General features: G+C 46.3%; 23 protein-coding genes and 1 tRNA gene. 16 read left to right on the top strand and 8 right to left on the bottom strand.

Going from position 1 to position 24,935, the window contains the following annotated elements:
* Positions 1 to 176: 176 nt before the first annotated feature.
* A complete protein-coding gene (locus QOL74_RS00520) occupies positions 177 to 1,763 on the top strand; it encodes a hypothetical protein (protein ID WP_283407469.1) in 1,587 nt (528 codons plus the stop codon).
* Positions 1,764 to 1,814: 51 nt separating this feature from the next.
* Here QOL74_RS00520 and QOL74_RS00515 read toward each other — a convergent pair whose 3' ends face one another.
* The 4 genes from QOL74_RS00515 to QOL74_RS00500 form a co-directional block, all read right to left on the bottom strand.
* Positions 1,815 to 3,056, bottom strand: coding sequence for a DUF1015 domain-containing protein (locus tag QOL74_RS00515; RefSeq protein WP_283407468.1), 1,242 nt, complete (start codon positions 3,054 to 3,056; stop codon positions 1,815 to 1,817).
* 4 nt (positions 3,057 to 3,060) lie between these two features.
* On the bottom strand, positions 3,061 to 3,993 hold the full coding sequence (locus QOL74_RS00510; protein ID WP_283407467.1) for a D-2-hydroxyacid dehydrogenase: 933 nt from the start codon (positions 3,991 to 3,993) through the stop codon (positions 3,061 to 3,063).
* Between the two features lie 101 nt (positions 3,994 to 4,094).
* The gene (locus QOL74_RS00505) at positions 4,095 to 5,162 is read right to left on the bottom strand and encodes a pyridoxal-phosphate-dependent aminotransferase family protein (RefSeq protein ID WP_283407466.1); all 1,068 of its coding nucleotides are present in this window, start codon (positions 5,160 to 5,162) and stop codon (positions 4,095 to 4,097) included.
* Between the two features lie 41 nt (positions 5,163 to 5,203).
* Positions 5,204 to 5,617: an OsmC family protein gene (locus QOL74_RS00500; protein WP_283407465.1), complete on the bottom strand. Its 414-nt coding sequence runs from the start codon at positions 5,615 to 5,617 to the stop codon at positions 5,204 to 5,206.
* Between the two features lie 204 nt (positions 5,618 to 5,821).
* Between QOL74_RS00500 and QOL74_RS00495 the strand changes: the two genes are divergently transcribed.
* The 8 genes from QOL74_RS00495 to QOL74_RS00460 all read left to right on the top strand — a co-directional run bounded on the left by QOL74_RS00495 (position 5,822) and on the right by QOL74_RS00460 (position 16,401).
* A complete protein-coding gene (locus tag QOL74_RS00495; RefSeq protein ID WP_283407464.1) occupies positions 5,822 to 6,841 on the top strand; it encodes a LacI family DNA-binding transcriptional regulator in 1,020 nt (339 codons plus the stop codon).
* A gap of 2 nt (positions 6,842 to 6,843) precedes the next feature.
* Positions 6,844 to 7,857 (top strand): carbohydrate kinase family protein, encoded by a 1,014-nt coding sequence (locus QOL74_RS00490; RefSeq protein ID WP_283407463.1) that lies wholly within the window; start codon positions 6,844 to 6,846, stop codon positions 7,855 to 7,857.
* Positions 7,820 to 9,319 carry a glycosyltransferase gene (locus QOL74_RS00485; RefSeq protein WP_283407462.1) on the top strand — a complete coding sequence of 500 codons (1,500 nt, stop codon included), beginning with the start codon at positions 7,820 to 7,822 and terminating at the stop codon, positions 9,317 to 9,319. Before QOL74_RS00490 ends, QOL74_RS00485 begins: the two co-directional genes overlap by 38 nt.
* Positions 9,320 to 9,335: 16 nt before the next feature.
* Positions 9,336 to 10,424, top strand: coding sequence for a carbohydrate ABC transporter permease (locus QOL74_RS00480; RefSeq protein ID WP_283407461.1), 1,089 nt, complete (start codon positions 9,336 to 9,338; stop codon positions 10,422 to 10,424).
* Entirely contained in the window at positions 10,411 to 11,283 is an 873-nt protein-coding gene (locus QOL74_RS00475) for a carbohydrate ABC transporter permease (protein WP_283407460.1), read from the top strand. Before QOL74_RS00480 ends, QOL74_RS00475 begins: the two co-directional genes overlap by 14 nt.
* 138 nt (positions 11,284 to 11,421) lie before the next feature.
* Positions 11,422 to 12,789 (top strand): ABC transporter substrate-binding protein, encoded by a 1,368-nt coding sequence (locus QOL74_RS00470; RefSeq protein WP_283407459.1) that lies wholly within the window; start codon positions 11,422 to 11,424, stop codon positions 12,787 to 12,789.
* Positions 12,790 to 12,879: 90 nt separating this feature from the next.
* On the top strand, positions 12,880 to 15,234 hold the full coding sequence (locus tag QOL74_RS00465) for a glycoside hydrolase family 65 protein (protein ID WP_283407458.1): 2,355 nt from the start codon (positions 12,880 to 12,882) through the stop codon (positions 15,232 to 15,234).
* 57 nt (positions 15,235 to 15,291) lie between these two features.
* Complete coding sequence (locus tag QOL74_RS00460; protein ID WP_283407457.1) at positions 15,292 to 16,401, top strand: ABC transporter ATP-binding protein; 1,110 nt, start codon at positions 15,292 to 15,294, stop codon at positions 16,399 to 16,401.
* A gap of 73 nt (positions 16,402 to 16,474) precedes the next feature.
* Here QOL74_RS00460 and QOL74_RS00455 read toward each other — a convergent pair whose 3' ends face one another.
* Complete coding sequence (locus QOL74_RS00455) at positions 16,475 to 17,596, bottom strand: stalk domain-containing protein (RefSeq protein ID WP_283407456.1); 1,122 nt, start codon at positions 17,594 to 17,596, stop codon at positions 16,475 to 16,477.
* Positions 17,597 to 17,741: 145 nt separating this feature from the next.
* Here QOL74_RS00455 and QOL74_RS00450 point away from each other — a divergent pair, with 145 nt between their 5' ends.
* Positions 17,742 to 18,308: a xanthine phosphoribosyltransferase gene (locus QOL74_RS00450; protein ID WP_283407909.1), complete on the top strand. Its 567-nt coding sequence runs from the start codon at positions 17,742 to 17,744 to the stop codon at positions 18,306 to 18,308.
* 85 nt (positions 18,309 to 18,393) lie between these two features.
* Positions 18,394 to 18,469, top strand: a tRNA-Thr gene (locus QOL74_RS00445).
* Positions 18,470 to 18,723: 254 nt separating this feature from the next.
* Here the strand turns inward: QOL74_RS00445 and QOL74_RS00440 are convergent.
* From QOL74_RS00440 to QOL74_RS00430, 3 genes are all read right to left on the bottom strand, one after another.
* On the bottom strand, positions 18,724 to 19,851 hold the full coding sequence (locus QOL74_RS00440) for a tyrosine-type recombinase/integrase (protein WP_283407455.1): 1,128 nt from the start codon (positions 19,849 to 19,851) through the stop codon (positions 18,724 to 18,726).
* A gap of 257 nt (positions 19,852 to 20,108) precedes the next feature.
* Complete coding sequence (locus QOL74_RS00435) at positions 20,109 to 20,729, bottom strand: hypothetical protein (RefSeq protein ID WP_283407454.1); 621 nt, start codon at positions 20,727 to 20,729, stop codon at positions 20,109 to 20,111.
* 13 nt (positions 20,730 to 20,742) lie between these two features.
* Positions 20,743 to 21,048: a helix-turn-helix domain-containing protein gene (locus tag QOL74_RS00430; protein ID WP_283407453.1), complete on the bottom strand. Its 306-nt coding sequence runs from the start codon at positions 21,046 to 21,048 to the stop codon at positions 20,743 to 20,745.
* 424 nt (positions 21,049 to 21,472) lie between these two features.
* Between QOL74_RS00430 and QOL74_RS00425 the strand changes: the two genes are divergently transcribed.
* From QOL74_RS00425 to QOL74_RS00405, 5 genes are all read left to right on the top strand, one after another.
* Positions 21,473 to 21,670, top strand: coding sequence for a helix-turn-helix domain-containing protein (locus QOL74_RS00425; RefSeq protein ID WP_283407452.1), 198 nt, complete (start codon positions 21,473 to 21,475; stop codon positions 21,668 to 21,670).
* 113 nt (positions 21,671 to 21,783) lie between these two features.
* Positions 21,784 to 22,032, top strand: coding sequence for a helix-turn-helix domain-containing protein (locus QOL74_RS00420; protein WP_283407451.1), 249 nt, complete (start codon positions 21,784 to 21,786; stop codon positions 22,030 to 22,032).
* Positions 22,033 to 22,204: 172 nt separating this feature from the next.
* Positions 22,205 to 23,650: a hypothetical protein gene (locus tag QOL74_RS00415; protein WP_283407450.1), complete on the top strand. Its 1,446-nt coding sequence runs from the start codon at positions 22,205 to 22,207 to the stop codon at positions 23,648 to 23,650.
* On the top strand, positions 23,619 to 24,515 hold the full coding sequence (locus tag QOL74_RS00410; protein WP_283407449.1) for an ATP-binding protein: 897 nt from the start codon (positions 23,619 to 23,621) through the stop codon (positions 24,513 to 24,515). The genes QOL74_RS00415 and QOL74_RS00410 overlap by 32 nt, the downstream gene beginning before the upstream one ends.
* A 129-nt stretch (positions 24,516 to 24,644) precedes the next feature.
* A complete protein-coding gene (locus tag QOL74_RS00405) occupies positions 24,645 to 24,911 on the top strand; it encodes a hypothetical protein (protein WP_283407448.1) in 267 nt (88 codons plus the stop codon).
* Positions 24,912 to 24,935 lie beyond the last annotated feature (24 nt).

Genomic DNA, 24,935 nt, shown 5'->3' with positions numbered 1-24,935 from the left:
ATCACTGTTTTTATATTGTCATCAGATGCGATGATCTGTTATTGCGCATCATCACACAAGATTTTTTGTTTCCTGTGATTCCTGTGATTCCTGTGCTATGCTATAGGATAGAAAAGTATCCGAAAAGGTGCAGACAATACAATGGTATAGTCAAAATGTATAAAGGGGTCATAGGCGTGAAAAAAAAACCGCTCCATCACCAGCAGCAATTATGCAGGGCCTTAACCCGGCATAGGCAACCGATAATCACGAAACAGTTTCAATTTGGAATCGGACTATTGTTGATTTTACTCATTGTCGCTGGCTGCGTTTCTCCCTCAGGAAAAACAGAGATGGTTGATGATCAGACGCTGGCCGGTATTCCTGCGGTTTGGGACTGGTGGACGCAGCAAACATCACCAGTACAGGCGCGATGGATGTCGTCATTTGGTTTACAGACAGAGGATTTACTGGTAAGAAAACTTGAGAAACAGCGCCATCAACAAACAAACCTTTTTGAGATGGGGTTTGTTTGCTTGAACATGAGGGAACCGGAAGCATTTGATCGTGCCTGGTTTCAGTCGGATCAGACTTACTTTCAACAGTTGCACAGTTTGCCAGATACTCATGGGAGAAGAGTGAAGTTGTATCTCGAAACCCTCCAGTTGCAACGGTATCAACAGAATGTCATCAGTGCGGTAAAAAAAAGACATCCACATTATCGCCTTTATTCTCCGGCAGAGACTGATGCAATAAACAGTTTGTTCATTGCAACCAATGCCCGGCGACGTTTGTTAAAAGACAGCTTGTCAGGTGACTTAGAGTCGGCTTGGGAAAGTTACTATCCAATCGAGTACACATATGCATTTTTTCAGTTGGAGCACTTAAACCTTCAGGGTGGAATTGAAAAAGCAGCCGTGGAAGTAATGGATCATTTTACAGCATATGATGAAGCTGTGATCCATGATTTTCTTGATGCACTTCCTGCACCTGAGATGGTTTATGATGGAAAAGAAGTTTTCTTCATTAATGGTGCCAATGATGAATACGGAGCAGTGCATGCCAACGGACAGATTTTGGTATTTAATCTTTTTGAAGATGTATCAGATGTTCTCAAGTTACTGGCCCACGAAGTAGGCCATGAAGTTGGGTATCTTATTTTTGGAAGAGATGGTTATGAGAATCAGAAGAACAGTATCAAAGAGGCGTATGCCAATCTTTATGGGTACCCGGTTCCGGTGGATGAACGTGTTCCTTGGGGAGCGCGGCTGAGCGAGAACTTTGCAGAGGACTTTGCATGGGTATATGGTGATTTTCCCAAATGGAGCTGGTGGGAGGGTGCTGAAAAATCTCTGATACAGAACTTCATCGAAACGGAGCTGAGTCGGACGGATTTAAGTGATGCTGTGCTGATTCGTGATAATGTACACGTATATGCAGATAATCACATATTGACGCTTTTTAGTGGTTTCCATGAGGATCATGTGCAGGTTATTGTTGATCCCGAAATACAGCTTGTCATCGACGGATTTCAAAAAGGACCATACGATTTGTTTGTTCACGTGCGCAACAATGTGACAGGAAATCTTCCACGTCAACCCTTCTCAGATAACGGAGTTGCAATGCTAAATCTTGGACAGCTGCCTGAAGAGCAACAAAGGCTGGAAACAGAGGGCTATGTGGTCTATGAAATTCAGATAAAGCTGTATCATTATACTTCATTAAGAAAATATCACCAGCCAACCATTGCACGTTTTTGGGTTGTGCAGTGGGCTGGCTGGTGACAGGGAGAAGATACCGTCTTTTGAAAGTGATATTCGAAGAAATTTGGCAGGTTATTTCAGGGAGTGAACAAACAGGCCACTACGTAATTTGGGTTCAAACCAAGTGGATTTGGGGGGCATAATTTTCTGCTCATCAGCCACCTGAAGCAAATCCTCAATCGTGGTGGGAAAAAGGGAGAATGCCAATGCCATATCTGTCTGAACCCGCTTTTCAAGCTCTCCGATTCCGCGAATGCCGCCGACAAAGTCAATGCGTTGGTCGGTACGAGGGTCTGAGATGCCCAAAATAGGTTGCAAAAGCCAGTTTTGAAGTATACTGACATCCAGCTGCGAAATGACGTCTTCAGAATCATACGTATGGGGTTTGGCCTTCAATGCATACCACTGTTCATCAATGAGCATGCCAAAAGAATGTTTTTCCTGAGGCTGATAAGCCTCATTCACCGGCTGACATTCAAAATGAGCTTCAAGTCGGATGATCAGTTCTTCCGGCGATAAGTCATTAAGATCCTTAACTACCCGATTATATTCCATAATCAGAAGATCTTCCTGCGGAAAACTGACAGCCATGAAAAACTGACTTGGATCATTGGCATCCAGGTCTTTTTGCTGTGCTCTGCGCTGCAAACCTATTTTGGCAGAAGAAGCACTGCGATGGTGGCCGTCGGCGATGTAGAGAGACGGAACTTCCTCGTTAAAGATTGTCTGAATTCGTTCAACATCTGAAGAACCGCTAACAACCCACAAAGCATGGCCGATGCCGTCCTCGGTTATAAAATCGTACGCTGGCGCCTGTTTCACAGTGAGTTCCTGTAAAAAGCCGGTTAGAGAAGCATTACTGCGATGTGTTAGAAATACTGGTTCTGTATGAGCATCACAAGCATCAAAATGATGGATGCGGTCATTTTCTTTTTCGGGCCGGGTGAGTTCATGTTTCTTAATACGGTCATTGACATAGTCATCAATGGAGAAGCAGGCCACAATTCCCAATTGACTGCGGCCGGCCATGGTTTGTCGATAGAGGTAAAAGGCCGGCTGATCATCTTGAATTAATGTGCCTTTTTTGATCAAGTATTGTAAATTCTCAGAGGCTTTCTGGTAAACTGCCCTGTCATAAGCATCGACCATGGGGTCAAGATCTATTTCTGAACGAATAACATGAAGAAAAGAGTTGGGGTTTCCATCGGCCATTTTGAGAGCTTCGGCTCTGTTCATGACATCATATGGCAAACAGGATACTTCCCGGGCAATGGCAGCTGCCGGGCGAATTGCAGGAAATGGCTGAATAAGCATAGATCTATCTCCCCTCGCAAAATTCGGTAAAAATGGATACCAACTCGTCACCAATTCGCTCCTGGGCTTCTATGGTAGAAGCTCCAATATGAGGAGAAAGAGAGACGTTTTCATGGGTTAACAGTGCTTCATTTATAGGGGGTTCCTTTTCAAAAACATCAAGACCGGCACCTGAAATCGCTCCATTGTTTAGAGCCTCCAGCAAAGCATTTTCATCAATCAGACCGCCCCTTGCGCAGTTAATGACATATGCCCCACGCTTGATCTTATCAAAAGCCGGCTTGCCAAGAACTGGAGGTTCACCAGGAATTTTGGGTACGTGAAGGGTAATGAAGTCAGAAGTGGACAGGAGCGTATCCAAATCAACAAAAGTGAAATGAGATAAATCTTTTGCCTCGCCCATCACATCGTTGTATTGCACCTTCATACCCAGCGCATGTGCTTTCTGAGCAAGATCACGGCCAATGCGTCCGAACCCGATAATTCCCAAAGTGCTGCCAGAAAGTTCAACTCCTTTGTATGTCTTTTTGTGCCACTCCCCCCGCCGCATGGTCACATTCGATTTCTGAAGATGGCGAGAAAGGCTGAGCATATGAGCCAGTGTTAGCTCTGCCACTGATTCAATACTGGAATAAGGTGTATTTTTGACTGTGATGCCCATTTCTTTGGCAGCTTCCAGATCAATGTTGTCTAAACCGACACCGGCTCGTACGATCAGCCGCAATTTTCCGCCAGAACCCATTTTCTCCAGTAATTGACGGGTGATTTTGGTGGCCGATCTAATAATGAGTCCATTGTATTCCCGCAGCTTCTCAGGCAGTTCTTCCTGATTATAGGAAGCTTCTTCCACTGCGCAACCCATGGCACGCACCTTTTCCAGTGCGCTCTTGACGATGCCGTCAGAAGCCAGTATCTTGGTGTCTTTCATGTTATTCATCAAATCGCCTCCTGATTAGTTTGATAGGGATGTGACGATAGCTGTTTGAAACACCTATAAAATCTGAACAACTGGAAGTTACTTTGTTTTCAAAAGCAGTTCTAAGGTAATATGCTTTCAATGACTTGCAGCAGTTCCTTCACTTCATCAACTGTACGATCAGCCATATGGGCAATGCGGAAGGTTTTTTCTTTCAAATTGCCATAACCGTTGGAAATGGCATAGCCCTTTTCCCCCAGTCGCTTGTTCAGATCTCCAATATTAATTTCGCGGGTGTTGCGAATGGTTGTTAACGTGTGGGAAGCAAATGGCTTTTGGGGGAAGAGCGCGAAGTTTTCTTCTGCCCACGTCTGGACAAGATCTGCCATTTCTTTATGTCTGGAAAAGCGGTTTTCTGGCCCCTCTTCAAAAATGCGGTCAAGCTGATAATCAAGAGCATACATGTGGGAGAGAGAAGGCGTTGATGGATATTGATGATCTTTCTTTTGAATATAATCATATAGAGAGAGGAGATCAAGATAATAGCCGCGATGCTCCACCTGGCGGGCAGCTGCCACAGCTTTCTCTGAGAAAGAACAGATGGCCAGTCCTGGAGGAAGGCCCAGTGCCTTTTGAGTGGAGGTGATACAAATATCGACACCCAGGGCATCCACTTCAATCTTGGTGCCTCCCAGTGAACTGACGGTGTCCATGGCGAAAACCACTTCAGGGTAACGGCGAATCACCTCTGCCAGATCAACAGCAGCATTCATGAGGCCTGTAGATGTTTCATTATGGGTAATCGTCACCAAGTCATACTTTCCTGTTGCAAGGGCTGCATCCACCCTTTCAGGTGTTGTCGGATGTCCTGGTTCTGACTCAAATAAATCAGCGGGCACTTGGTTCCCGGTAGCCAGTTCATACCAACGTTTTCCAAAAGCGCCAACAGAAAAAACTGCCGCCCGCTTACGGGTGCAGGAACGTATTGCGCCTTCCATTAAACCGGTACCACTGGTGGTGGAGAGCATAATCTGATTTTGGGTGTACATCAGCTTCATCATTTTTTCGGAAATACTGCGTTGCAATGCACTGGCTTCTTTTGAACGATGACCGATCATGGGGGTGGCCATTCTTTCCAGTACTTCCGGAAGTACGTCCACCGGGCCGGGAATAAAGAGTTTTTTGTGCATGAAAATCCTCCTTTATCGTTGTTTGGAAATGGTGGTGCGCATCATTCAATGATGATTTCATACTCGATAAGGCCGGCCTTTTTCAGCATGGCACTGACACCACAGTATTTCTCTTCAGAAAGGTGAACAGCTTTTTCCAACTTGTCCATGGGAAGATTATTGCCCTTAAAATAATAAACCACTTTAATTTTGTCATAAATCTTGGGGTGTTCTTCTGTCTGAGAACCCGAAACAGTGATACGAAAGCCTTCCAGCGGGACACGCATTTTATTCAAAATGGAAACCACATCAATGCCTGTGCAGCCTGCAAGACTTGCTAAAAGCAAAGGTTTTGGCCGGGGGCCCCGGTTTTCGCCACCCAGTTCAGGGTTCGCATCAATAGTCATATGATGTCCGTCAATAGTGACATCAAAGGCCATATTCTCCATCCATTGGCAGTCAATTTGGTGATTCATTATACGAACACTCCTTTTTGGTAAATGGTGTCAAGCGTCAGATGCTTCCATCATTATATACCTTAAATGCACTGATTTGAAACAAGAAGAAACTATCTTACTATTTTGTTTATTTAAGCATAAGGCATTGACAACAGGAAAGCGGTTTCCTATAATAAAAGCAGGAAACCGCTTTCCCAAATAACGACAAAGGGAATGGAGCCAATGAAAATAACCATTGATGAAGTAGCCAGGCGTGCAGGCGTTTCGAAAGCAACTGTTTCAAGGGTAATGAATGACTCTAAACCAGTGAAGCAGGAGAAGTACGATCGGGTGATGCAGGTTATCGAAGAACTGGGATTTATTCCCAACCCTGTTGCGAGAGGCTTGGCCCATCAGAAAACCGGCTTGGTGGGCGTCGTGATTCCTGACATTACCAATCCCTTTTTTGCAGAACTGGTTAAGGGGATTGAAGAAGTTGTGAGAGACAAAAATTATAATATGGTTCTTTGTAACACCTTTCATAATTTTGAAAAAGAGATGAGTTACTTAAAAATGCTTCGCGAAAAATATGTGGATGGAATTATCTTCATGACTGCAAAAGTCACCCATGAACATCGGGAATTTTTTCGGTCCAGTCAATTGCCGGTGACGTTTATAAACAGAAAATGTGAAGACTTGAATGTGTCAAGTATCGACATTGATAACTATCAGGCGGCCCATGATATAACCACTTTTTTCCTGAAACGAGGGCATCGTCGGGTTGCGATTATTCGAGCACCTTTAACAGATAAGACTTCTGGTTATGAGCGCTTTCACGGATACCGGGATGCCATGCAAGCTTACGGAATAGAACTGAATGCAAGCCTGGTAATGCGCTCGAACTTTAAAATTGAAAACACCTACAGAACCGTCCGTCGCTTTTTAAGAGAAGAACCCGCTGTGACAGCCATTTTTGCAACCAGTGATCTAATGGCCATTGGTGCCATCAAAGCACTTCAGGATGAAGGTATTCAAGTGCCTCATCAGGTGGAAGTGGCAGGGTTTGACGATATTCCCATGGCTTCTTACTATCATCCGTCCATTACAACGGTTCGACAACCCATTACTGAAATGGGGCGAACAGCCACTAAAATACTGATTCGGGAAATCAACGGCGAAAAAGTGAAAAATCGCAATCTGATTCTTCCTTACCAGCTGATTTGCCGTGAGAGTACGCTTACTTCCAAAGTGTCAGGAGAATGAAGATGCGTTTTGATGATACCCTTCAACTGCAAAAAACTGAATATGACGTGGTGGCAATGGGGGAACTGCTCATTGATATGATTTCCACCGATTATGTTGCTTCTCTGAAAGAAGCAGTCCATTTTCAGAAATCTTTTGGGGGTTCACCTGGAAACCTGGCAGTAAATCTTGCCGGAATGAGCCATGCTGCCGCATTAATTGCCAGTGTTGGTGACGATGATTTTGGCAGGTATTTAACCGGGTTTTTACAAGAACAACGAGTGGCACTTCAGGGTGTTCATGTGAGTTCCTGGCCCACTTCAATGGTATTTGTCACTAAAAGTCGAGAGAATCCTGCGTTTATGCCAATGCGCCGCGCAGATCTTGATGTGATATTAAAGCCAAAGCATGAGTTAATGGTAGACCAGTGCCGCATTTTTCATTTCACTGCCTGGGCTCTTTCTCATCAAGAAATACGCGAAACAACAATGACGTTAATCAAACGGGCTAAATCACAACACAAGCTCATCACTTTTGATCCCAACTATCGACCGGTGCTCTGGGAACCTGGACACGATGGCGTAGAGTTTATCAATCGACAGATTCTACCTCTGGTGGATGTCATCAAGCCTTCGGAAAGTGATGCTGAGTATTTATGGGGAACGGGCAGTTGGCAAGATGTAAAAAGACGTTTGCGTCAACACCCAGATCTATTCGTCATCATGACCTTGGGAGCTCGTGGTTTAGCAGCCTTTAATAGTGATGAGGTGTTGCAACTACCTGCTTATGCCAGGGAAGTGGTGGATACCACCGGGGCAGGAGATGCATTCTGGTCGGGGTTTATGTCTGGGCTCCTCCGCGGATTAACGGTAAAAGATGCATTATACCAGGGCAGCTATTGCGCTGCCTGGAAACTGGGTTCCATTGGGGCAATTTGCCAGATGCCAGATCCAGAAAGTCTTGAAAAATGGGCAACAGATACTGGAAAGGAGAACCTCCATGCACATCGCTTGTTTCAACCCACAGGGAAACTTTGATCAACACGACAGCTATTGGACACAGCACCCAGACTTTGGTGGTCAATTGGTATATGTGAAAGAACTCGCTTTCGCCTTTGATCGACTGGGTCATGAAACCATTATTTTCACCCGAAGGATAGAAGATGAAGACTGGCCGGAATTTCAACAGCCTGAAGAAGTTTACGCAGGAACCAATGTGCGCATCGTGCGCATCAGTTTTGGCGGAAAAGCATTTTTGCCAAAGGAACAATTGTGGCCTTTTCTCCATGAGTTTGTGGAAGGTATTCGTCAATGGTATCATCAGGCGGGTTACTTGCCAGATGCAGTTACCACCCATTATGGCGACGGGGGCATTTCAGGAGCCATTTTCCAACAACTTACAGGTGTTCCGTATACGTTTACAGCCCACTCCCTTGGAGCACAAAAACTGGAAAAGCTGATGGGAACCGGAGTGTCTTATGAGACGCTTGACCAACAATATCAATTTACCATCCGGTTGGCAGCGGAAAGAACTGCCATAAGCCAAGCCATGATCAGATTTGTGAGTACGCAGCAAGAGAAAGAGCAACAGTATTTTCACACATTATATCGAGATTTGTTTAGCCAGCAGAAAAAGCTGCCGTTTGTTGTTGTTCCTCCGGGTGTGAATCAGGATATTTTCAATGATAAACCCCAGGCACATGATCAAGCAGTGACAGAAATCATACAGCAAGTACTTCGCCGTGATGTGGCAAAAGAAAGACAGCATTTGCCATGGGTCATCGCATCCAGTCGACTGGACCCTAAAAAAAACGTGACAGGATTAGTGAAGGCTTACGGTGAACATTCTCACCTGCAGGAATGCTGCAATCTGATTCTGGCTGTTCGGGGCATTGATGATCCTCAAGCGGATATGCATCGACTCAAAAACGAGGAACAACAGCAACTGGCATCCATATTAAATTTAATACAGACCTACCAGCTGGCTGGCAAGATTGGTTTTGTGAACTTATCCGGACAGCAGCAACTGGCTGCTGCATACCGGGAAACAGCCAGGCGGCACGGGGTGTTCGCGCTAACCTCTCTCTATGAACCTTTTGGTTTGGCCACTATCGAAGCCATGGCATGTGGTGTGCCCGTGGTGGTGACAGCCAACGGTGGGGGTCAGGATATCTTGAAGAAGGGAAATGAGTCTTTTGGATTGCTGGTGGATCCTCAGCAGTCAGATGCCATCGCTGAAGGTATTTTCTCGTTAATGAAAGATCATGTTTTGTGGAATACTTACCACCAAAAAGGATTGGAAAGAGTTCGCAGCACATTTACCTGGAATGCAGCTGCTGATGCCTACGTTAAGGAAATACAGCAATGGAAGAAAAATACGCAAGAAAAAGCCCGTCAAATCAATGTGCCTGATTATTTTATGAAACACGAGTCTCAGAACAAGCATGAATTTGAATCTATACGTGCTCGTGCTGCGGGAATTAAATTAGAACAGGAGTAGCGAAAGGGGGGGGATTATGAGTAACGATAAACGAAGCGGCCGATCTGAGTTGGCAAAAAGAGAAGAGCGTACTGCTTATCGGTTACTGTTACCGGCGCTGATCATTTTGCTGGTGATTGCGGTTTATCCGCTGGGTCAGGTGTTTTATACCAGCTTTACCAATCGTCAATTTGCCAGCGGACAGGAAACAGAATTCATAGGATTCGACAATTATCAGCGACTATTGAGTGTCACGATAAGTCAATTGCCGCCGGTGATTGATGAAGACACCAACCAACCTGTTATTGATGAGGAAACAGGAAAAACCGTTTATGAACGGCCCATTTCGGTATTGCCACGGGAACCGGTGCGCTACCGGGAATACAAACAGTTCTCTTTTATGGGAAATCGATATGTGCTGGGAGCTACTGATGTTGATTTCATTGATGCCATCACCAACACCTTAATTTTCACTGTTACCTCCGTATTTCTGGAACTGGCGCTGGGGCTTGGAGTTGCTTTGGTGGTGAATAGCAATTTCAAAGGAAAGGGCGTGACACGAACTGCGATGCTCATCCCCTGGGCGGTGATCACAGTTGTCTCTGCCCGTATGTGGGAATGGATGCTGGCTCCCAATCGAACCGGACTCTTCAACACCATGCTCTATACCCTGGGATTGGCAGACGGGAGAGTGGCTTTTCTGGCCAGTGGTCAGCTTCAGTTATGGGCCATGGTTGCAGTGGATGTATGGAAAACGACCCCCTTCATGGCCTTGCTGTTGCTGGCAGGACTGCAAACGATACCGGATGAACTATACGAAGCCGCTGCCATCGATGGTGCGGGGCCAGTCAAACAGTTTTTCAGCATTACCTTTCCGCTACTGAAACCTGCCATGGCAGTGGCGCTAATTTTCAGAACGTTGGATGCATTACGGGTATTTGACGTTTTTCAGGTATTGTTGGGACAAAGCCAGTATTCCATGGCAACATACAACTATTTTCAGCTAATAGGAAATCGAAACATGGGGCTGGCCTCAGCCATTGGTGTGGTCATTTTTATCATCATCTTTGGTTTTGCCATTGCCTATATTAAAATGCTGGGGGTGGACATGGATGAAACCGCCTAAACATTTCAGTCATCTTCTATTAAAAGCTGGGTTTTATCTCATTCTGATGATTATATTTATCTATCTGCTGTTTCCATTTTACTGGGCCATCAATTCCTCTCTGAAATCGGAGGCACAACTGCAAATGGCACCTGCCACACTTGTTCCCCGGGATCCATCTACCGGTGATTTCGCGCCAACACTGAGAAATTATCGGGTGATATTTGAAAATCAACAGTTTGTTCGGGGGCTGATCAACAGCAGCATTGTAGCCACCAGCACTACCTTACTGGCATTGGTAGCCGGTTCATTCGCCGCCTTTGCCCTGGGAAAACTCCGGTTTCGCGGCAAAAAACCAACCCTGTATATGATTTTAGCCATGACCATGTTTCCTCAGGTAACAGTACTTGCGGGGTTATATGCAGTGATCACAACCTTAAAACTGCCAACGATCACCAGCATGATCCTGTCATACATGATATTCACACTGCCCTTTACCACGTGGGTGCTGACGGCTTTCTTCAAAGGATTGCCCTTGGCCTTGCTTGAATCGGCACAGGTAGATGGTGCAACGCCTTTTCAAACGTTTTACAAAATAATGCTGCCACTGACCGCTCCGGCATTGGTGACAACGGGGTTGCTGGCCTTTATTGCCGCATGGAATGAATATCTTTTTGCGCTGACATTTACCTCCATTAATCCAGGTGCCCGTACAGTACCGGTTGCCATTGCTTACTTTACGGGAGCTGTCGCCCGACAAGAACCCTTTGGTGAAATTATGGCAGCAGCTGTGGTGGTGACGGTGCCCATTGTTGTGTTGGTGTTGATATTCCAGAAACGGATCGTGGCAGGGTTGACTGCCGGAGCCGTGAAAGGATAAAACAAACAAACCCGGCAGGTGATTTACTGGAAGGGAGTTGATGCCCAAAATTATTACCATACCATAAGCATCAAAAGTATCAAAAGCATCAAAATAATGGTTCCATGATGATCAACCAAAGATGAAGGGGGAACATTCATGAAAATCAAGAAAAAGCACTGGTGGACATTGTTGTTGGTAATGGTATTGGTGGGTAGCTTGTTAGCGGGTTGCGGAAGCCCCGCAGAGCCTGCTGAACCGGCTGAACCTGCAGAGCCTGCAGAACCCGCAGAGCCTGCTGAACCGGCTGAATCTGGTGACCAGGTAGTGATTACGGTGGCCGCCGGCGCTGTCGGACAGGAACTGGAGCTAACGCAAAAGGCTGCTGAAATGTATATGGACCAAAATCCCAATGTTTTGGTGAATGTCCTTGATACACCTGACCTGGCTCAGGATCGCCTGGGTCTCTACCTGCAGTTTTTTGAAGCACAAAGTGCTGAGGTGGATGTATACCAGATCGACGTGATTTGGCCCGGGGATTTGGCAGAGCATTTTGTTGACCTCTATGATTTTGGTGCAGCAGATGTTGTTGACGAGCATTTCCCGGCAATTGTGGAAAACAATACAGTAGATGGCAGGTTGGTGGCAATTCCATGGTTTACAGACGCTGGGTTGCTGTATTACCGCACCGATCTTCTGGAAAAATATAACTTTGAGCCGCCAGCTACCTGGGATGAACTGGAGGAACAGGCATCGGTAATTCAAGAGGGCGAACGTGCTGAGGGCAATCCTGATTTTGTGGGCTTCGTATGGCAGGGAAATGCTTATGAGGGGCTTACCTGCGATGCACTGGAATGGATTGCTTCCAATGATGGCGGTACCATTATTTCACCCGAGGGCATGATTACCATCAACAATGCCAACGCCATTGAAATCATTGACCAGGCTGCCGGGTGGGTGGGTACCATATCACCCAGTGGTGTTACCGGCATGGGAGAAGAAGATTCCAGAGCCGTATGGCAGGGCGGAAATGCAGCTTTCATGCGCAACTGGCCTTATGCCTACAGTTTAGGGCATGCTGATGACAGTGCCATCAAAGGTCTCTTTGATGTATCACCATTGCCTGCCGGTAAAAGCGGTGAAGGTGCGGCCACCCTTGGTGGATGGCAATTGGCAGTGAGTCGTTACAGCAACAATCCTGAAATAGCTGCCGAAGTGGCACTATTCATGGCTGGTTATGACGCACAAAAAATGCGCGCAGTGGAAGGTTCATTGAACCCAACCATTATGTCTCTCTATGAAGATGCAGAAGTGCTGGAGGCCAGTCCTTTCTTCGGCAGTCTGTATGATGTGTTCATCAATGCAGTTGCAAGACCTTCAACGGCGACAGCACCCAACTACAATGCGGTTTCAACTGCTTTTTTCAGATCGGTGCATTCCGTCTTGACAGGGTCCATAGATGCAGCGACTGCCTTTGAAGAACTGGAATTGGATTTACAGGACATCACCGGATTCGATATTCAATAAGCAACCATCCGGACTGCCCGGCAAAACCGGGCAGTCCGCTACATACTTCCGTTAAGTGAAGTGAATGAGGTGCGTTGGAGGGGACACGTTATGAGCAGAAATAGACAACAAAAAAAGATATTCTATAAGGTGGATCCCTGGAAAATAATCGAAACTGACTTTGACCCCCAAACTAATTTTCTGAGTGAAACTGTCTTTTCTTTGGGAAATGGCAACCTCGGTATTCGAGGCAGCTTTGAAGAAGGATACGACGGTCCGGCGGGAACATCAATGGAAGGCACCTATCTGAATGGATTTTTTGAAAAAGTACCCATTCACTATGATGAAACGGCCTATGGATATGCGACACACACAGAAACTATGCTAAACGTGCCAAATGGAAAGTTGATTCAACTCCAAATAGAAGATGAAGTCTTCAGCTTATTTACAGGTACCATTGAAAAGTATCGACGGGAGCTTGATCTTCAGCAGGGGATTTTAAGGCGATATACACGTTGGGTATCGCCACGGGGTAAGATTGTTGATATAGAAGTTGAACGAATGGTTTCCTTTGCCGAAGACAGCTTGGTGCTGATACGCTACGCAGTGACCCCTGTTAACTTCAACGGAACAGTTCAGGTCATCTCCATGCTTGATGGACATGTCCATAATCAGACAGCTGAAAACGATCCTCGAATTGGAACATCTCTCACAGGACAAACTTTAAAACTGGAAAAACTGGAGCAAAAGGAAGATGCTTCCAAACTGTTACAGGTCACCACCCACTCAAAGCTGCAAGTGCTCAGTTGTATTCATAACCTGATTGAATCGGGCCACTGTATCAACAGAATGAATCATGCGCATGGTCAGATGCTGGTGCATCGTTATACATTTGCAGCAAAAATGGGAGAACGTATCAGTCTCACGAAGTCGTTGCTTTACCTCAGAAGTGACCGTGTTCCGCCTGATCAACTCTGGGAAATGGCTGATACCATTCTCGAGACAGTCAAGCAACAAGGATGGGCACACTATCACATGGTACAACGTCAGGTGATGGATGATTTCTGGATGCATTGCGATATAGATATTGCGGGAAACGATGAATTACAGCAGGGTCTTCGGTTTAACCTGTTTCATTTATTTCAGTCAGCAGGAAGAGACGGCAGTACCAATATCGCAGCAAAGGGGCTGACGGGAGAAGGTTATCAAGGGCATTATTTTTGGGATTCTGAAATTTATATCGTTCCTTTTTTTATTTACACCCAGCCCTGGATTGCCCGCAAACTACTGGAGTACAGGTTCAATACCCTTGACCAGGCGCGCCGGCGGGCACACACCCTTTTTCGGAAAAAAGGTGCATTATTTCCCTGGCGTACCATTACAGGAATAGAATGTTCTTCCTATTATCCAGCCGGGACTGCTCAGTATCATATAAATGCAGATATTGTTCATGCCATACGTCAATACGAAATGGCAACCGGAGACTGGGAATTCATTCTCAACTTCGGCGCTGAAATTATTTTTGAAACAGCGCGTATCTGGCTTTACATTGGCGCATTCAGCGGTGGAAGTCCCCAACGCTTTTGTATTTTCACTGTGACAGGACCGGATGAGTATACGGCACTTGTAAATAATAATTTTTATACCAATGCCATGGCGAAGAGTCATCTGAATTATGCAGCTGCCTTGGCAAAGAGAATAGCGCGGGAAGATGATGAAGATTTTAGCCGCATAAGTCGCAAGATTGATTTGGGAGCAGAAGAAATCGAACAATGGCAGATGGCAGCCGACGCCATGTATTTGCCAAAAGATGAAGAACGAGGTATTCATCCGCAAGACGACAGTTTTTTGGATAAACCGGTTTGGCCCTTTGACACAACACCGGAGAATCATTATCCATTACTATTGCACTACCATCCCCTGGACATTTACCGTCATCAGGTGTGTAAGCAGGCGGATGTAGTTCTGGCCCTCTATTTACTTCATGATCAGTTTTCCCATGAAGAAAAGAAAAGAGATTTAGCATATTATGAGCAAGTGACGACCCATGACTCTTCTCTTTCACGATGTATCTTCAGCATCATAGGAGCTGAAACAGGCGACACCGAAAAAGCTTCAAGCCATTTTTTGGAAACGGCCCGACTAGATCTGGATAACCTGCAGGGCAATGCCCACCATGGAATTCACACGGCCAGCATGGCAGGCACCTGGCTCAGTCTGGTAAATGGGTTTGCAGGCATGCGCATTTCAGAGGAAGGGCTTCGTTTTTCACCTCAGATCCCAGTTGGTTTGACAGGATACAGTTTCCGCATTAAATTCAGGGGTAACTGTTTTAAAGTAAATGTTTCAGTACAAGAGACGACAGTGAAGTTGCTGGAAGGTGATGGATTTGAGTTTTATTATGGAGATGAGAAATTTTTACTGCTCCCTGAAGAATCCATTCAACTACAACGAAAAAGAGAATAACATAGCATGCATAAACCCCATTTTGCAAGGACAAATTTGGAAAGAGGTGATGGATCAATGGCAGGATTAAAGCTGGTCAATGTGAATAAAGTTTATCCCAATGGCTTTCATGCCGTGCATGACATGAATTTGGATATTCAGGACAATGAGTTCATTGTATTTGTAGGTCCCTCCGGGTGTGGAAAGTCAACAGCGTTACGCATGATTGCTGGTCTTGAAGAGATAACCAGCGGTGAAATATACATCGAGGACCGCCTGGTCAATGATGTTTCTCCGAAAGACAGAGACATAGCCATGGTTTTTCAAAACTATGCCCTTTATCCACATATGACCAATTATGAAAATATGGCTTTTGGTTTAAAGCTGCGCAACATGCCAAAAAAGGAAATTGACCAGCGCGTCCAAAATGCAGCTGATATTTTGGGATTGCAGCATCTGTTAAAGAACAAACCAAAAGAATTGTCAGGTGGACAACGCCAGCGAATCGCCCTGGGCAGAGCCATTGTTCGTGACCCTAAGGTCTTTCTGATGGATGAACCACTTTCAAATCTGGACGCCAAACTGCGAGTACAGACAAGAGCAGAAATCAGCAAACTTCATCACCGACTTAAAACGACGTTTATTTATGTCACCCATGACCAGACTGAAGCAATGACCATGGGAACCCGCATCGTTGTTTTGAAAGACGGTCATGTGATGCAGGTGGATACACCCACCAATCTCTATGAAAAACCGGCCAATAAGTTTGTAGGCAGCTTTATAGGGTCGCCACAGATGAATTTCATCGAGGGTGATTTGGAGCGCAATGATAGTTTGTTAAAAGTCATTTATGACGGAGGAAGCGTAGCTGTCAGCGGAGACCGGGAAGAAAAGTTGAAGAAAAGTGGAGCAGAAGGGAAAAAAGTGGTTATGGGGATTCGTCCTGAACATATTGAAGTGGAAACAGGGGAATCGGAGGAAAATTCGACCAATCGTGCGCTGGTCGAAGTGACAGAATTATTAGGCTCTGAAACCTATCTTTTTCTTAAACTGAAAGAGAATACGCTGGTTGCCAGAGTAGATCCCTCGGTGAAAGCAGATGTGGGTGACTGGGTTACCATAAAACCAAGAGTTGATCGGGTGCATTTTTTTGATCCTGCGACCGAAGTATCCCTGTTGATGTCATAGGTACCATGGGAATAACAAACGAGGGCCAGTGCTATTAAGCACTGGCCCTCGTTGATTTAATGTACTCAAAAGGCTAATCAGTGAAAAGCTGTGTCCAGGTAATGCCGCCATAAGGCCCGCCATTGACAGCTCCGATACCAATCTGAGTAAACTCTGGATTTAAAATGTTTTGTCGATGCCCGGGAGAATTCATCCAGTCACTGACAACTTGCTCCGCTGTGCGTTGTCCTGCAGCAATGTTTTCACCGGCACGACGATAGTTGACATTGAAAGAATCCAGCATGTCTCGCATTTCACCATAAACAGGCGAAGTGTGAGAGAAGTAATTGTTATCCACCAAATCTTTGGATTTTTGTGTTGCAACATACATCAAATGGTCATTTTTACTGAGCGGCTGAAGATTTTCCTGTTGACGTTTATCATTTATTAAGCGCAATACTTCAAGTTCAATGCTGCGTTCATCGTGAGAAAAAGGAGATCTGACAGTTGCCATATTATCTTGTTCGTGGGTCCCCTGATTGAGATGTTCATGATCTCGACTTTCAAGTTGAGACATGACAGAAGCCAGTTCCTGTGTATCAGAAAAATGACCGGTGATGGTCACTGTTCGTGCCACGGCATCCCATGAAACAGAAAAACCAAGCACTTCACTGACAAAGCGTAATGGAACAAAGATGCGGCCATTCACAATGACTGTCGGCGTACTCAACTGAACATTGCGGCCATTGACAAGAGCTGTCTGACTGTCGTTTTTCAGAATAATCTGCTGAGAGTCGTTGGTGACAATAACCTGCTTTTGTGAAGCAATCCATTCAACGTGGGCCCCCAAAGCTTCAGAGAAAAAGCGAAGTGGTACCAGTGCACGACCATTTCGAATCATGGGAGGCGCTTCCAAAGAAAAAACCTGATTGTTTATGTATGCCTGTTGTTCATTGATAGTCATTCTTACAGCAATAGAGGCATCAGCTGTAGGAGAATTACCATATACAGGGACTATTGTGAAAATTGTCAGGAAAAGTAATGGAATCATACTAAGCATTTTTTTTGTTGATTTCATCGCACCAACTCCTTTATTCAAATCATATTCATTATCCGTCTTCAGTGAAGTTATGTCTACCAAATAGGAGCATTTATTTGAAAACCGAGTTAAAATAGGGCCTATAGTCCTACTTGAACCATTTAAATAGTCAAGCAATTGTTCTGTTCCATGAAGTTACCCTTGACCATGCTTCCATTATAGATTAACATATAAAGAATCCTTTCAAGGCTTTCTTCTGTCAATATAGATCCACAGGAAAAGAGGTGTGTTCTTGAGTTCAACTTCTTTAAACAATAACGATATAGAAATACTGCGTCATGCAATCCTGGATCAGGGCCGGGTGATTGGCAATGATATTCTTAAAGTAGACAGTTTTTTAAACCACCAACTGGACGTTTCTCTTTTGAACACCATTGGCAGGGCATTTTATGCTCACTTCGGACAACTTAAAATCGATAAAATTCTGACTGCAGAAGTATCTGGTATTGCCATAGCTGCCATAGCTGCCCAGTATTTTAAGGTGCCGGTTGTTTTTGCAAAAAAAACACTTTCTAAAAATTTAGATCCCGATACATGGGAAGGCTCAGTCTACTCTTACACTAAAGGCCAAACTTATCAGATTCGTGTTGCCCGAAGATACCTGCAGGCTGATGAAAAAGTGTTAGTGCTAGATGACTTTTTGGCCAATGGAGAAGCTATTAAAGGTATGAAAGAGATCATTGATCTGGCAGGTGCGCAAATGGTTGGAGCAGGTGTTGTGATTGAAAAGAGCTTTCAGCCAGGTGCCGAAAAGCTGCGTGAGTTGGGTGTTGATGTCCATGCATTGATTCGAGTTGTCTCGTTGGATAATGGTCAGATCAACTTATAAAAAAACCGCCAAAAAGTTGAAATAAAGTCTTTACATTCATCGCCCTATCAGGTATAATCAATTTCGTGGTCAAAAACGGCAACACGCTGTTGTAGCTCAGGCGGTAGAGCACTTCCTTGGTAAGGAAGAGGTCCCGGGTTCGAGTCCCGGCAACAGCTCCAGTAATTCCAATGCTTACGCCAGTCTGAGGACTGGCGTTTTTTGATTCTTCTAACCCATTCTTCTAACCCCTTAATTTAAAATGGTTACAAATTGAATTCATTCCACGAAAAAAGCCCCGCGTTTGGGGCTTTGCTTAATGTCCATTCATTCATTCGTTCGTGAACTCGTTCGCTCGTTCATTCGCTCGTTCATTTGATCATTCGGTCATGTATTCACTGATTATCATTCAGGCGTTCTACTAACAGGCGTTCTGCTAAAAGTGCAAGATTTCTGCGGCCTCCCGTTGCATGGAAGGAATCACATGGGAATACAATCCCAGGGTGACTTTTATGTCGCTGTGACCAAGGCGTTCCTGCACCACCTTAGGGGAGACGCCTGCTTTCATCAGCAGGGTGGCGTGGGTGTGGCGCAGGTCGTGAAAGCGGACAGGCCGAATGTCTGCCTCTTTCAGCAGTTTTTTGAACGTTTTTGATACATAGTCGGGGCGCATGGGCTCGTTGTCTTGCCAGGTGCATACCTGCTGATCATCCATTTCATGACGGCGGCCATCGCTCAGCCGAATAACGTTACCTTCCCGCTGCCTGATGAAATCTTCCTGAACCGCCTTTTGACGCTCCAGCACTTGCTTGACAGAGTCATTGAAGTCAACGGAACGATGGGAGGAGTCTGTCTTTAAACTGGCCATTTGGACGCCCTGAGTGGACTGTGTCCAGGCATCTGTCACATGGATCACCCGGTTTACCAGATCAACATGACGCCAGGTGAGCCCCAGAATTTCGCCACGGCGAAGGCCGCAGCTGGCTGCCAGAAAAATAACCAGATGCATGGGGGTGCCTTCTACAGACTTCAGCAGATGGGAAACTTCTTCGGCAGTCAGTGTTTTCATGGCTTTCTTCTTTTCTTTGGGCAGGGTGATATCAATGCAGGGGTTATGGAGAATGATGCGCCACTTGACGGCTTTTACCATGGCAGACTTGATGGCCGTGTAGTAGGAGATAACAGTGTGGCGGGCTTTACCCTCTTTCACCAGGGTATTCACAAATCGCTGCATGTGCTGAGGCGTTATTTTCTGGATTCGTTCATGGCCAAAAACCACATTCGCGGCTTTGACGGCAGCGCGGTACTTGTCAACGGTGCTGGGAGAGGTGTTGGGAACCACGTGATCTGCCAGCCACTGGTCAAAAAACTCAGAAGCCTTCATGGTGGAAGCATCCACCACAATGCCTTTTTGAATATCAAGCAGAATGTTGGGCAGATCAATTTCGGCCGCTTCTCTGGAATCATAGCCAGAGTACCATTTGCGGTGCTTCTTGCCGTTTTTCATTCCCAGGTAAACAGAGATATACCACTTGTCGCCTTTTTTAATAACGGATCCGCGCATGAGATGTGCCTCCTCCTTTAAAGATGCCCTGTTAAGATGCCCCAAAAAGATGCCATTTAGAGCAATCATTTAAAGATACCATTTGACACTGATTCAACTGCCAACAACACAAGGCTTGATGGAAAGGGACGTGAAACAGGCTGCAGGTGAATACACTGGGGGAATGTTCAAGCTTGTGGAAACGATTGAAGCTGGATAATACGATGCAAACTGAATAAGTTGAAGAAGCTGAAGAAGTTGAAGAAGCGGTTGAAGATTTAGAAGCTATCTAATTGCGATGAGAGTGCACTGGAGCACTTTTCAACGCATGGTTGACGATGGAAGTTGATGAGATGACGGGCGAAATAGGCGGCATCATCTGCAAGGGGCTGAAAGGCTGCATTCTTTGGGTACTGCTTTGATTGTTGATCTGGGTACTGATCTGATTGTTGATCTGGGTGTTGCGCTGGGTGTTGCTCAGATTGTTGCTCTAAGACATGGGCCACTTGAAAAAAGTGGGGATGACTCAAGGGATGACACAGGAGATAATGGCACAGTTGCGTTGCCAAAGATAGTTGAATCTGGTCGAAGGGCTGGGAGGTGTTGTAAAACAGATAGCATTCTCCCTGCTCACAAACAGTAAAACCAGCCGTCGAAATGGCTATTAGTTCAGGATTGGCAGTGCTGTAAGAGCAGGCATGCACTTTCACATGGGCACAGAGGCTCTCCAGGTTCAATGGCTGGGCACTGAGAAGATGCCTGTGGGCGGGGTCTGCTAAAAAATCAGTCACTTTACCGGTTAGAGCCAATCTGTGATCATGGCTGCGGCCATCTCCGGCATTCAAATCGTGTTGTTCATCATCCAACTGGCGGTGTGTGTGATTGTGTCGGTTACTCATTGATCCACGCCTTTCAGTTTTGATTTTTGGCTTTCATCTGCCGAATCATGCTGGTGATGATTTCACGTTGTTCATCGGTGAGTTCAGAAGCCTCCCGTCCAATAAAGAGGGCTTTTGAATCCGCTTCGTTTTCGCCGTTAAACAAGTAATCGATGGTGGTACCCAGCACTTCAGCAACACGTTGCAGTTTATCGGCGGTGGGCACAGAATTGTTCCACCTGCGAATCACTCCATTCCCGATATTGGCTTTTCTTTCCAGTTCAGCGATTGTCATACCTTTTTCCCTTAATAGCGCTTGAATCCTATTAAGTATTTCCATTTTTGACCTCCATTCCGACCCCCGATAGAATGTGGCACTTATAAATTAGCGCATTCGCTATTGACAATTAGCTTTTAATTAAGTATAGTGTTTTTTATAAAGTTTCAGCGCAAGACGGATGCCGAATATAATATGGGGGTCGTTCGTGTTCTATGTTTTTTTATAATGTAGGATTCTATGCTAATAGATTAGCATAAAAACTAATAAATGTCAACAGATTAACTAAGTTAAGAAACTAACACCATAGGCTAAAATGCGAAGCGCAGTCGCTATTCAAACAGGCTTCGTCGCTATTCAAACAGACTTCATCGCTATTCAAACAGACTTCATCGCTATTACAAGAGATGTAATCGCTAAGGGACAACGCGATACATTTTGAAAAGCACTAAGAAAACATCATCGACCAAAGACAGGAGGACAAATCATGAACTTTGAAAAAGCTGTGAAAGAAGCGCTCATTGACAAACGCATGACCCAGAGCGCCTTGGCAAAACAGCTGGGCATTTCAGGGCCCTATCTATCAGACATTATCAGAGGCAACCGGATTGCCCAGCAGCACCGGGAACGGATCATTGTTTCCCTGGGGCTCCAAGGAAACGTGGAACCCCATGAAAACGCTTAAGGAGGTGTGTCTGGCAGCGGGGCTCATCCGAAAGAGACCCGTGAGACAAGCATCATCACCAATCAACATCACCAAGCATCATCACCAACCATAACCATTAGGGAGGCTTTCACATGACACTTTACACCGTTAAACAATCAGCAGACCGCTTGCAAGTAAGCACCGACACCGTTTATTCCCTCATTCATGCAAAAGAGCTGCCGGCGGCCCGCATCAGAGCCCAATGGCGGGTGAGAAGCACCGATCTGGAAGAATACATCCAGCGCATGATCACAGATGATCAGGAAGTGGAAGCATCGACCATCACCATTAAGACCATTAACGTGCAGAAGACCACCGGTGCCAGAAAAGCAAAAGGCTAAAAATGGAGGGAATAGAGGGAGCATGGAATACTTGAGAGCTTACAAGCCGGGGGACTGACACCTGTGAGATGTAGGTGATGGAAACTGGTGCACAAGAAAACGGCGCCAATGAATCATAGGCACAGCATTAAGGTCAGTTGTGAAGCTCCAGTCTCTTGGGAGGTTAGTTTGCATGGGTACAAACAGGGGATATGTCAAAATATATCGCCAGCTGCAGAACCACTGGTTGTGGGATGATAAACCTTTTTCAAAAGGCCAGGCCTGGCTGGATCTGGTAATGCTGGCCAATCACACCACTAAAAAGTTCCTCCATGGCAGTCATCTCATCCAGTGCCAGCGGGGCCAAACAGTCACCAGTGCCAACCAGTTGGCCAAGCGGTGGGGCTGGGGCGAGAAAAAAGTGAGAACCTTCATCAAACAACTGGAAACAGACACCATGATAGCACGTCAGGCCACAGCCCATTACACCATCATTGAGATCAGCAACTATGATAAATGGCAGCAGTGGGACAAGGCGTGGGATAGTGACCAGGAAAAAGACACCCAGCCACATCGTCAGGCAAATAACCAGGCAAACCCACAGATCATTAACCAGTCACTCAGCCAGGCAAACCCACAGATCATCACCCAGCCACATCGTCAGATAAATAGTCAGACAAACCCGCAGATCATTAACCAGTCACTCACACAAGAAGGTGGCCAGCCAGGCAGCGAGACAGTGTGGCAGGAAACACAGCCAATGAAGATCCCCGACAGCGCCAGACCAGATGAAGAGCTGAAAGAGGACCTTGCAGACTTGCCAAAGACCAGGGAAGCGTCGCCGGAACGACGCAGCAAATCCACTGGAAACACTGAATCGCCAGATGTTGAAGACCAGCCAATGGCAAGCCGGAAACCACACAGCCGCCCACAAACAAGAAAGAAAGAAAACAAGAATGAAAAGAAGGATATCTTCAATAATATCTCCAATGATATCTCCACTGATGTCTCCACTCACATCAAAGGATTCCACGATATTCAGGCGACCCATCACACGAAAAATGAAAAGGCAGCCTCAGCCAACACCTCAGTGCCTTATCAGCAAATTGTCGACCTCTATCATGCCGCCTGCCCGTCGTTTGCGAGCATCATCAAGATTACGCAGAAACGCCGGCAAGCCATGGCAGCCAGATGGAATGAGTATGGCCAGACGACAGCACACTTTCAGCACTTGTTTCAGATGGCAGAAGCCTCAGATTTTCTTAAAGGGATGAACAACCGCCAATGGAAAGCTACTTTTGACTGGCTCATCAGCAACGAAGGCATGGCCAAAACCCTGGAGGGGAATTATCTTAATCGAGGAGGGCAAGAAAATGACCCGAAAGCACCACACATACAGGCATCCCACAACGTCTCTGCCCACAGCAACCATCCCCAAAAAAACCATTCCCACAACAACGACCCTCACAACAACCATCCCCGAGAGCATCACAACCGTACTGGAAAGAACCCTCAACCGGTTACCTCCCGTGTCAGCCCCGCCGGCCAAAAACAGCCCAGCACCAGCAACGAACCAGTCACCGACACCCATGGAGAATACACCGGCATTGGCATCGACCTTGACCACCTGGACCTGTAAAACCAGTGTTAATGAGAACATCCATCACGCCCGAAAAATGGGTAAGACTGCCAACGCCCACGACTTTCACGATACCCACGACACTTGTGACACCTGCGGCACCAAACGCACCACCACCATCACCATTCTTGGCATCAGCCGAAAGGTTCCCTGCGTGTGCCGGTGCCAGGCAGAAGCCCAGGCGCTGCGAAAGCGTGACGAACAACGCCGTGAAATCATTCGACGCATCGAAAAACTGAAAAAATACAGCCTGATGGATGCCCGTTTTCGCAACAGTACCCTCGCTGCCTGGAACGACGACGTCGGTTGCCCCAAGCTGAAAAAAACCATTCTGCGATATGTGGAAGCCTGGCCAGAAATGAAAACCTGCAACATCGGCCTCATGCTTCTAGGGAACCCAGGCGTGGGAAAATCATTCGCCGCATTTGCAGTGGCCAACGAGCTAATCAGCCGCCACCGTGAAGTCGTGATTGCCGTCAGTGCCATGGGTTTGCTGGCAAGAATTAGAGAAACCTTTAACCGGCAAGACAGAGAGGCAGAGATTGATATCATCCGCACCCTTGAAAATGCCAGCCTGCTGGTGCTTGACGACCTGGGGTCTGAGCAGAAAACCGACTGGGCCACAGCAATGCTTTACCAGATCATCGACAACCGGTACAGAAGCGGCAAGCCCCTGCTCATCACCACCAACCTGAGCCTGCAGCAGCTGCAGCAAAAACTCACCGGCTACGACCAAGTGGTGCGCACCTATGACCGTCTCATGGAAATGTGCCAGCCCATCACTGTCAAAGGCCCTTCCCAGAGAGCCGCCGTGGCCCGCAGCAAGCGAGACCAGCTGATCCAGCTGATCACCAGCGAAACCTGATTCCTCAGTCTCTTTGATAACAGCCACAACAGCCACAGCAGCAGCGCCGAGGGCAGTAACACCAAGAGCAGCAACAGCCACAACACCAAGAGCAGCAACCACATGAACCGACACAAAAGGAGGCCCACCATGAGCAAACCCGTCATTATACTGGAAGACCTGAACTTCGACTGGCAGCCGGAAGACATTCAAAAAGCCATTCATATGTGGCAGTCAGGGTACGGCGTCACAGCCATCAGCCAACACCTGAGATCACCTGCCACCAGCGGCAAAACCGGCGCCGACGCCGAATATGAAACCGCCCTGCTCATCATGCATCTCAGCAGAGAAAACCTGATTAGCCTGGATCGCAACAACAACCCCCAGGGAGCAGCGGAAGGCAGCAGCACTTGTTGAATCTTAATAAACTCATCAACAATC

This window comes from Anoxynatronum buryatiense, assembly GCF_900182905.1.
GTDB lineage: Bacteria > Bacillota > Clostridia > Peptostreptococcales > Tindalliaceae > Anoxynatronum > Anoxynatronum buryatiense.
Note: the sequence above shows the minus strand (reverse complement) of the source record. Positions and strands in the feature narration are given on the sequence as shown.

Excerpts from the sequence above, each read along its gene's own strand:
- QOL74_RS00515 (WP_283407468.1), bottom strand. The coding sequence starts at position 3,056 with ATGCTTATTCAGCCATTTCCTGCAATTCGCCCGGCAGCTGCCATTGCC.
- QOL74_RS00510 (WP_283407467.1), bottom strand. The coding sequence starts at position 3,993 with ATGAATAACATGAAAGACACCAAGATACTGGCTTCTGACGGCATCGTC.
- QOL74_RS00505 (WP_283407466.1), bottom strand. The coding sequence starts at position 5,162 with ATGCACAAAAAACTCTTTATTCCCGGCCCGGTGGACGTACTTCCGGAA.
- QOL74_RS00500 (WP_283407465.1), bottom strand. The coding sequence starts at position 5,617 with ATGAATCACCAAATTGACTGCCAATGGATGGAGAATATGGCCTTTGAT.
- QOL74_RS00495 (WP_283407464.1), top strand. The coding sequence starts at position 5,822 with ATGAAAATAACCATTGATGAAGTAGCCAGGCGTGCAGGCGTTTCGAAA.
- QOL74_RS00490 (WP_283407463.1), top strand. The coding sequence starts at position 6,844 with ATGCGTTTTGATGATACCCTTCAACTGCAAAAAACTGAATATGACGTG.
- QOL74_RS00485 (WP_283407462.1), top strand. The coding sequence starts at position 7,820 with ATGCACATCGCTTGTTTCAACCCACAGGGAAACTTTGATCAACACGAC.
- QOL74_RS00480 (WP_283407461.1), top strand. The coding sequence starts at position 9,336 with ATGAGTAACGATAAACGAAGCGGCCGATCTGAGTTGGCAAAAAGAGAA.
- QOL74_RS00475 (WP_283407460.1), top strand. The coding sequence starts at position 10,411 with ATGAAACCGCCTAAACATTTCAGTCATCTTCTATTAAAAGCTGGGTTT.
- QOL74_RS00470 (WP_283407459.1), top strand. The coding sequence starts at position 11,422 with ATGAAAATCAAGAAAAAGCACTGGTGGACATTGTTGTTGGTAATGGTA.
- QOL74_RS00465 (WP_283407458.1), top strand. The coding sequence starts at position 12,880 with ATGAGCAGAAATAGACAACAAAAAAAGATATTCTATAAGGTGGATCCC.
- QOL74_RS00460 (WP_283407457.1), top strand. The coding sequence starts at position 15,292 with ATGGCAGGATTAAAGCTGGTCAATGTGAATAAAGTTTATCCCAATGGC.
- QOL74_RS00440 (WP_283407455.1), bottom strand. The coding sequence starts at position 19,851 with ATGCGCGGATCCGTTATTAAAAAAGGCGACAAGTGGTATATCTCTGTT.
- QOL74_RS00435 (WP_283407454.1), bottom strand. The coding sequence starts at position 20,729 with ATGAGTAACCGACACAATCACACACACCGCCAGTTGGATGATGAACAA.
- QOL74_RS00430 (WP_283407453.1), bottom strand. The coding sequence starts at position 21,048 with ATGGAAATACTTAATAGGATTCAAGCGCTATTAAGGGAAAAAGGTATG.
- QOL74_RS00425 (WP_283407452.1), top strand. The coding sequence starts at position 21,473 with ATGAACTTTGAAAAAGCTGTGAAAGAAGCGCTCATTGACAAACGCATG.
- QOL74_RS00420 (WP_283407451.1), top strand. The coding sequence starts at position 21,784 with ATGACACTTTACACCGTTAAACAATCAGCAGACCGCTTGCAAGTAAGC.
- QOL74_RS00415 (WP_283407450.1), top strand. The coding sequence starts at position 22,205 with ATGGGTACAAACAGGGGATATGTCAAAATATATCGCCAGCTGCAGAAC.
- QOL74_RS00405 (WP_283407448.1), top strand. The coding sequence starts at position 24,645 with ATGAGCAAACCCGTCATTATACTGGAAGACCTGAACTTCGACTGGCAG.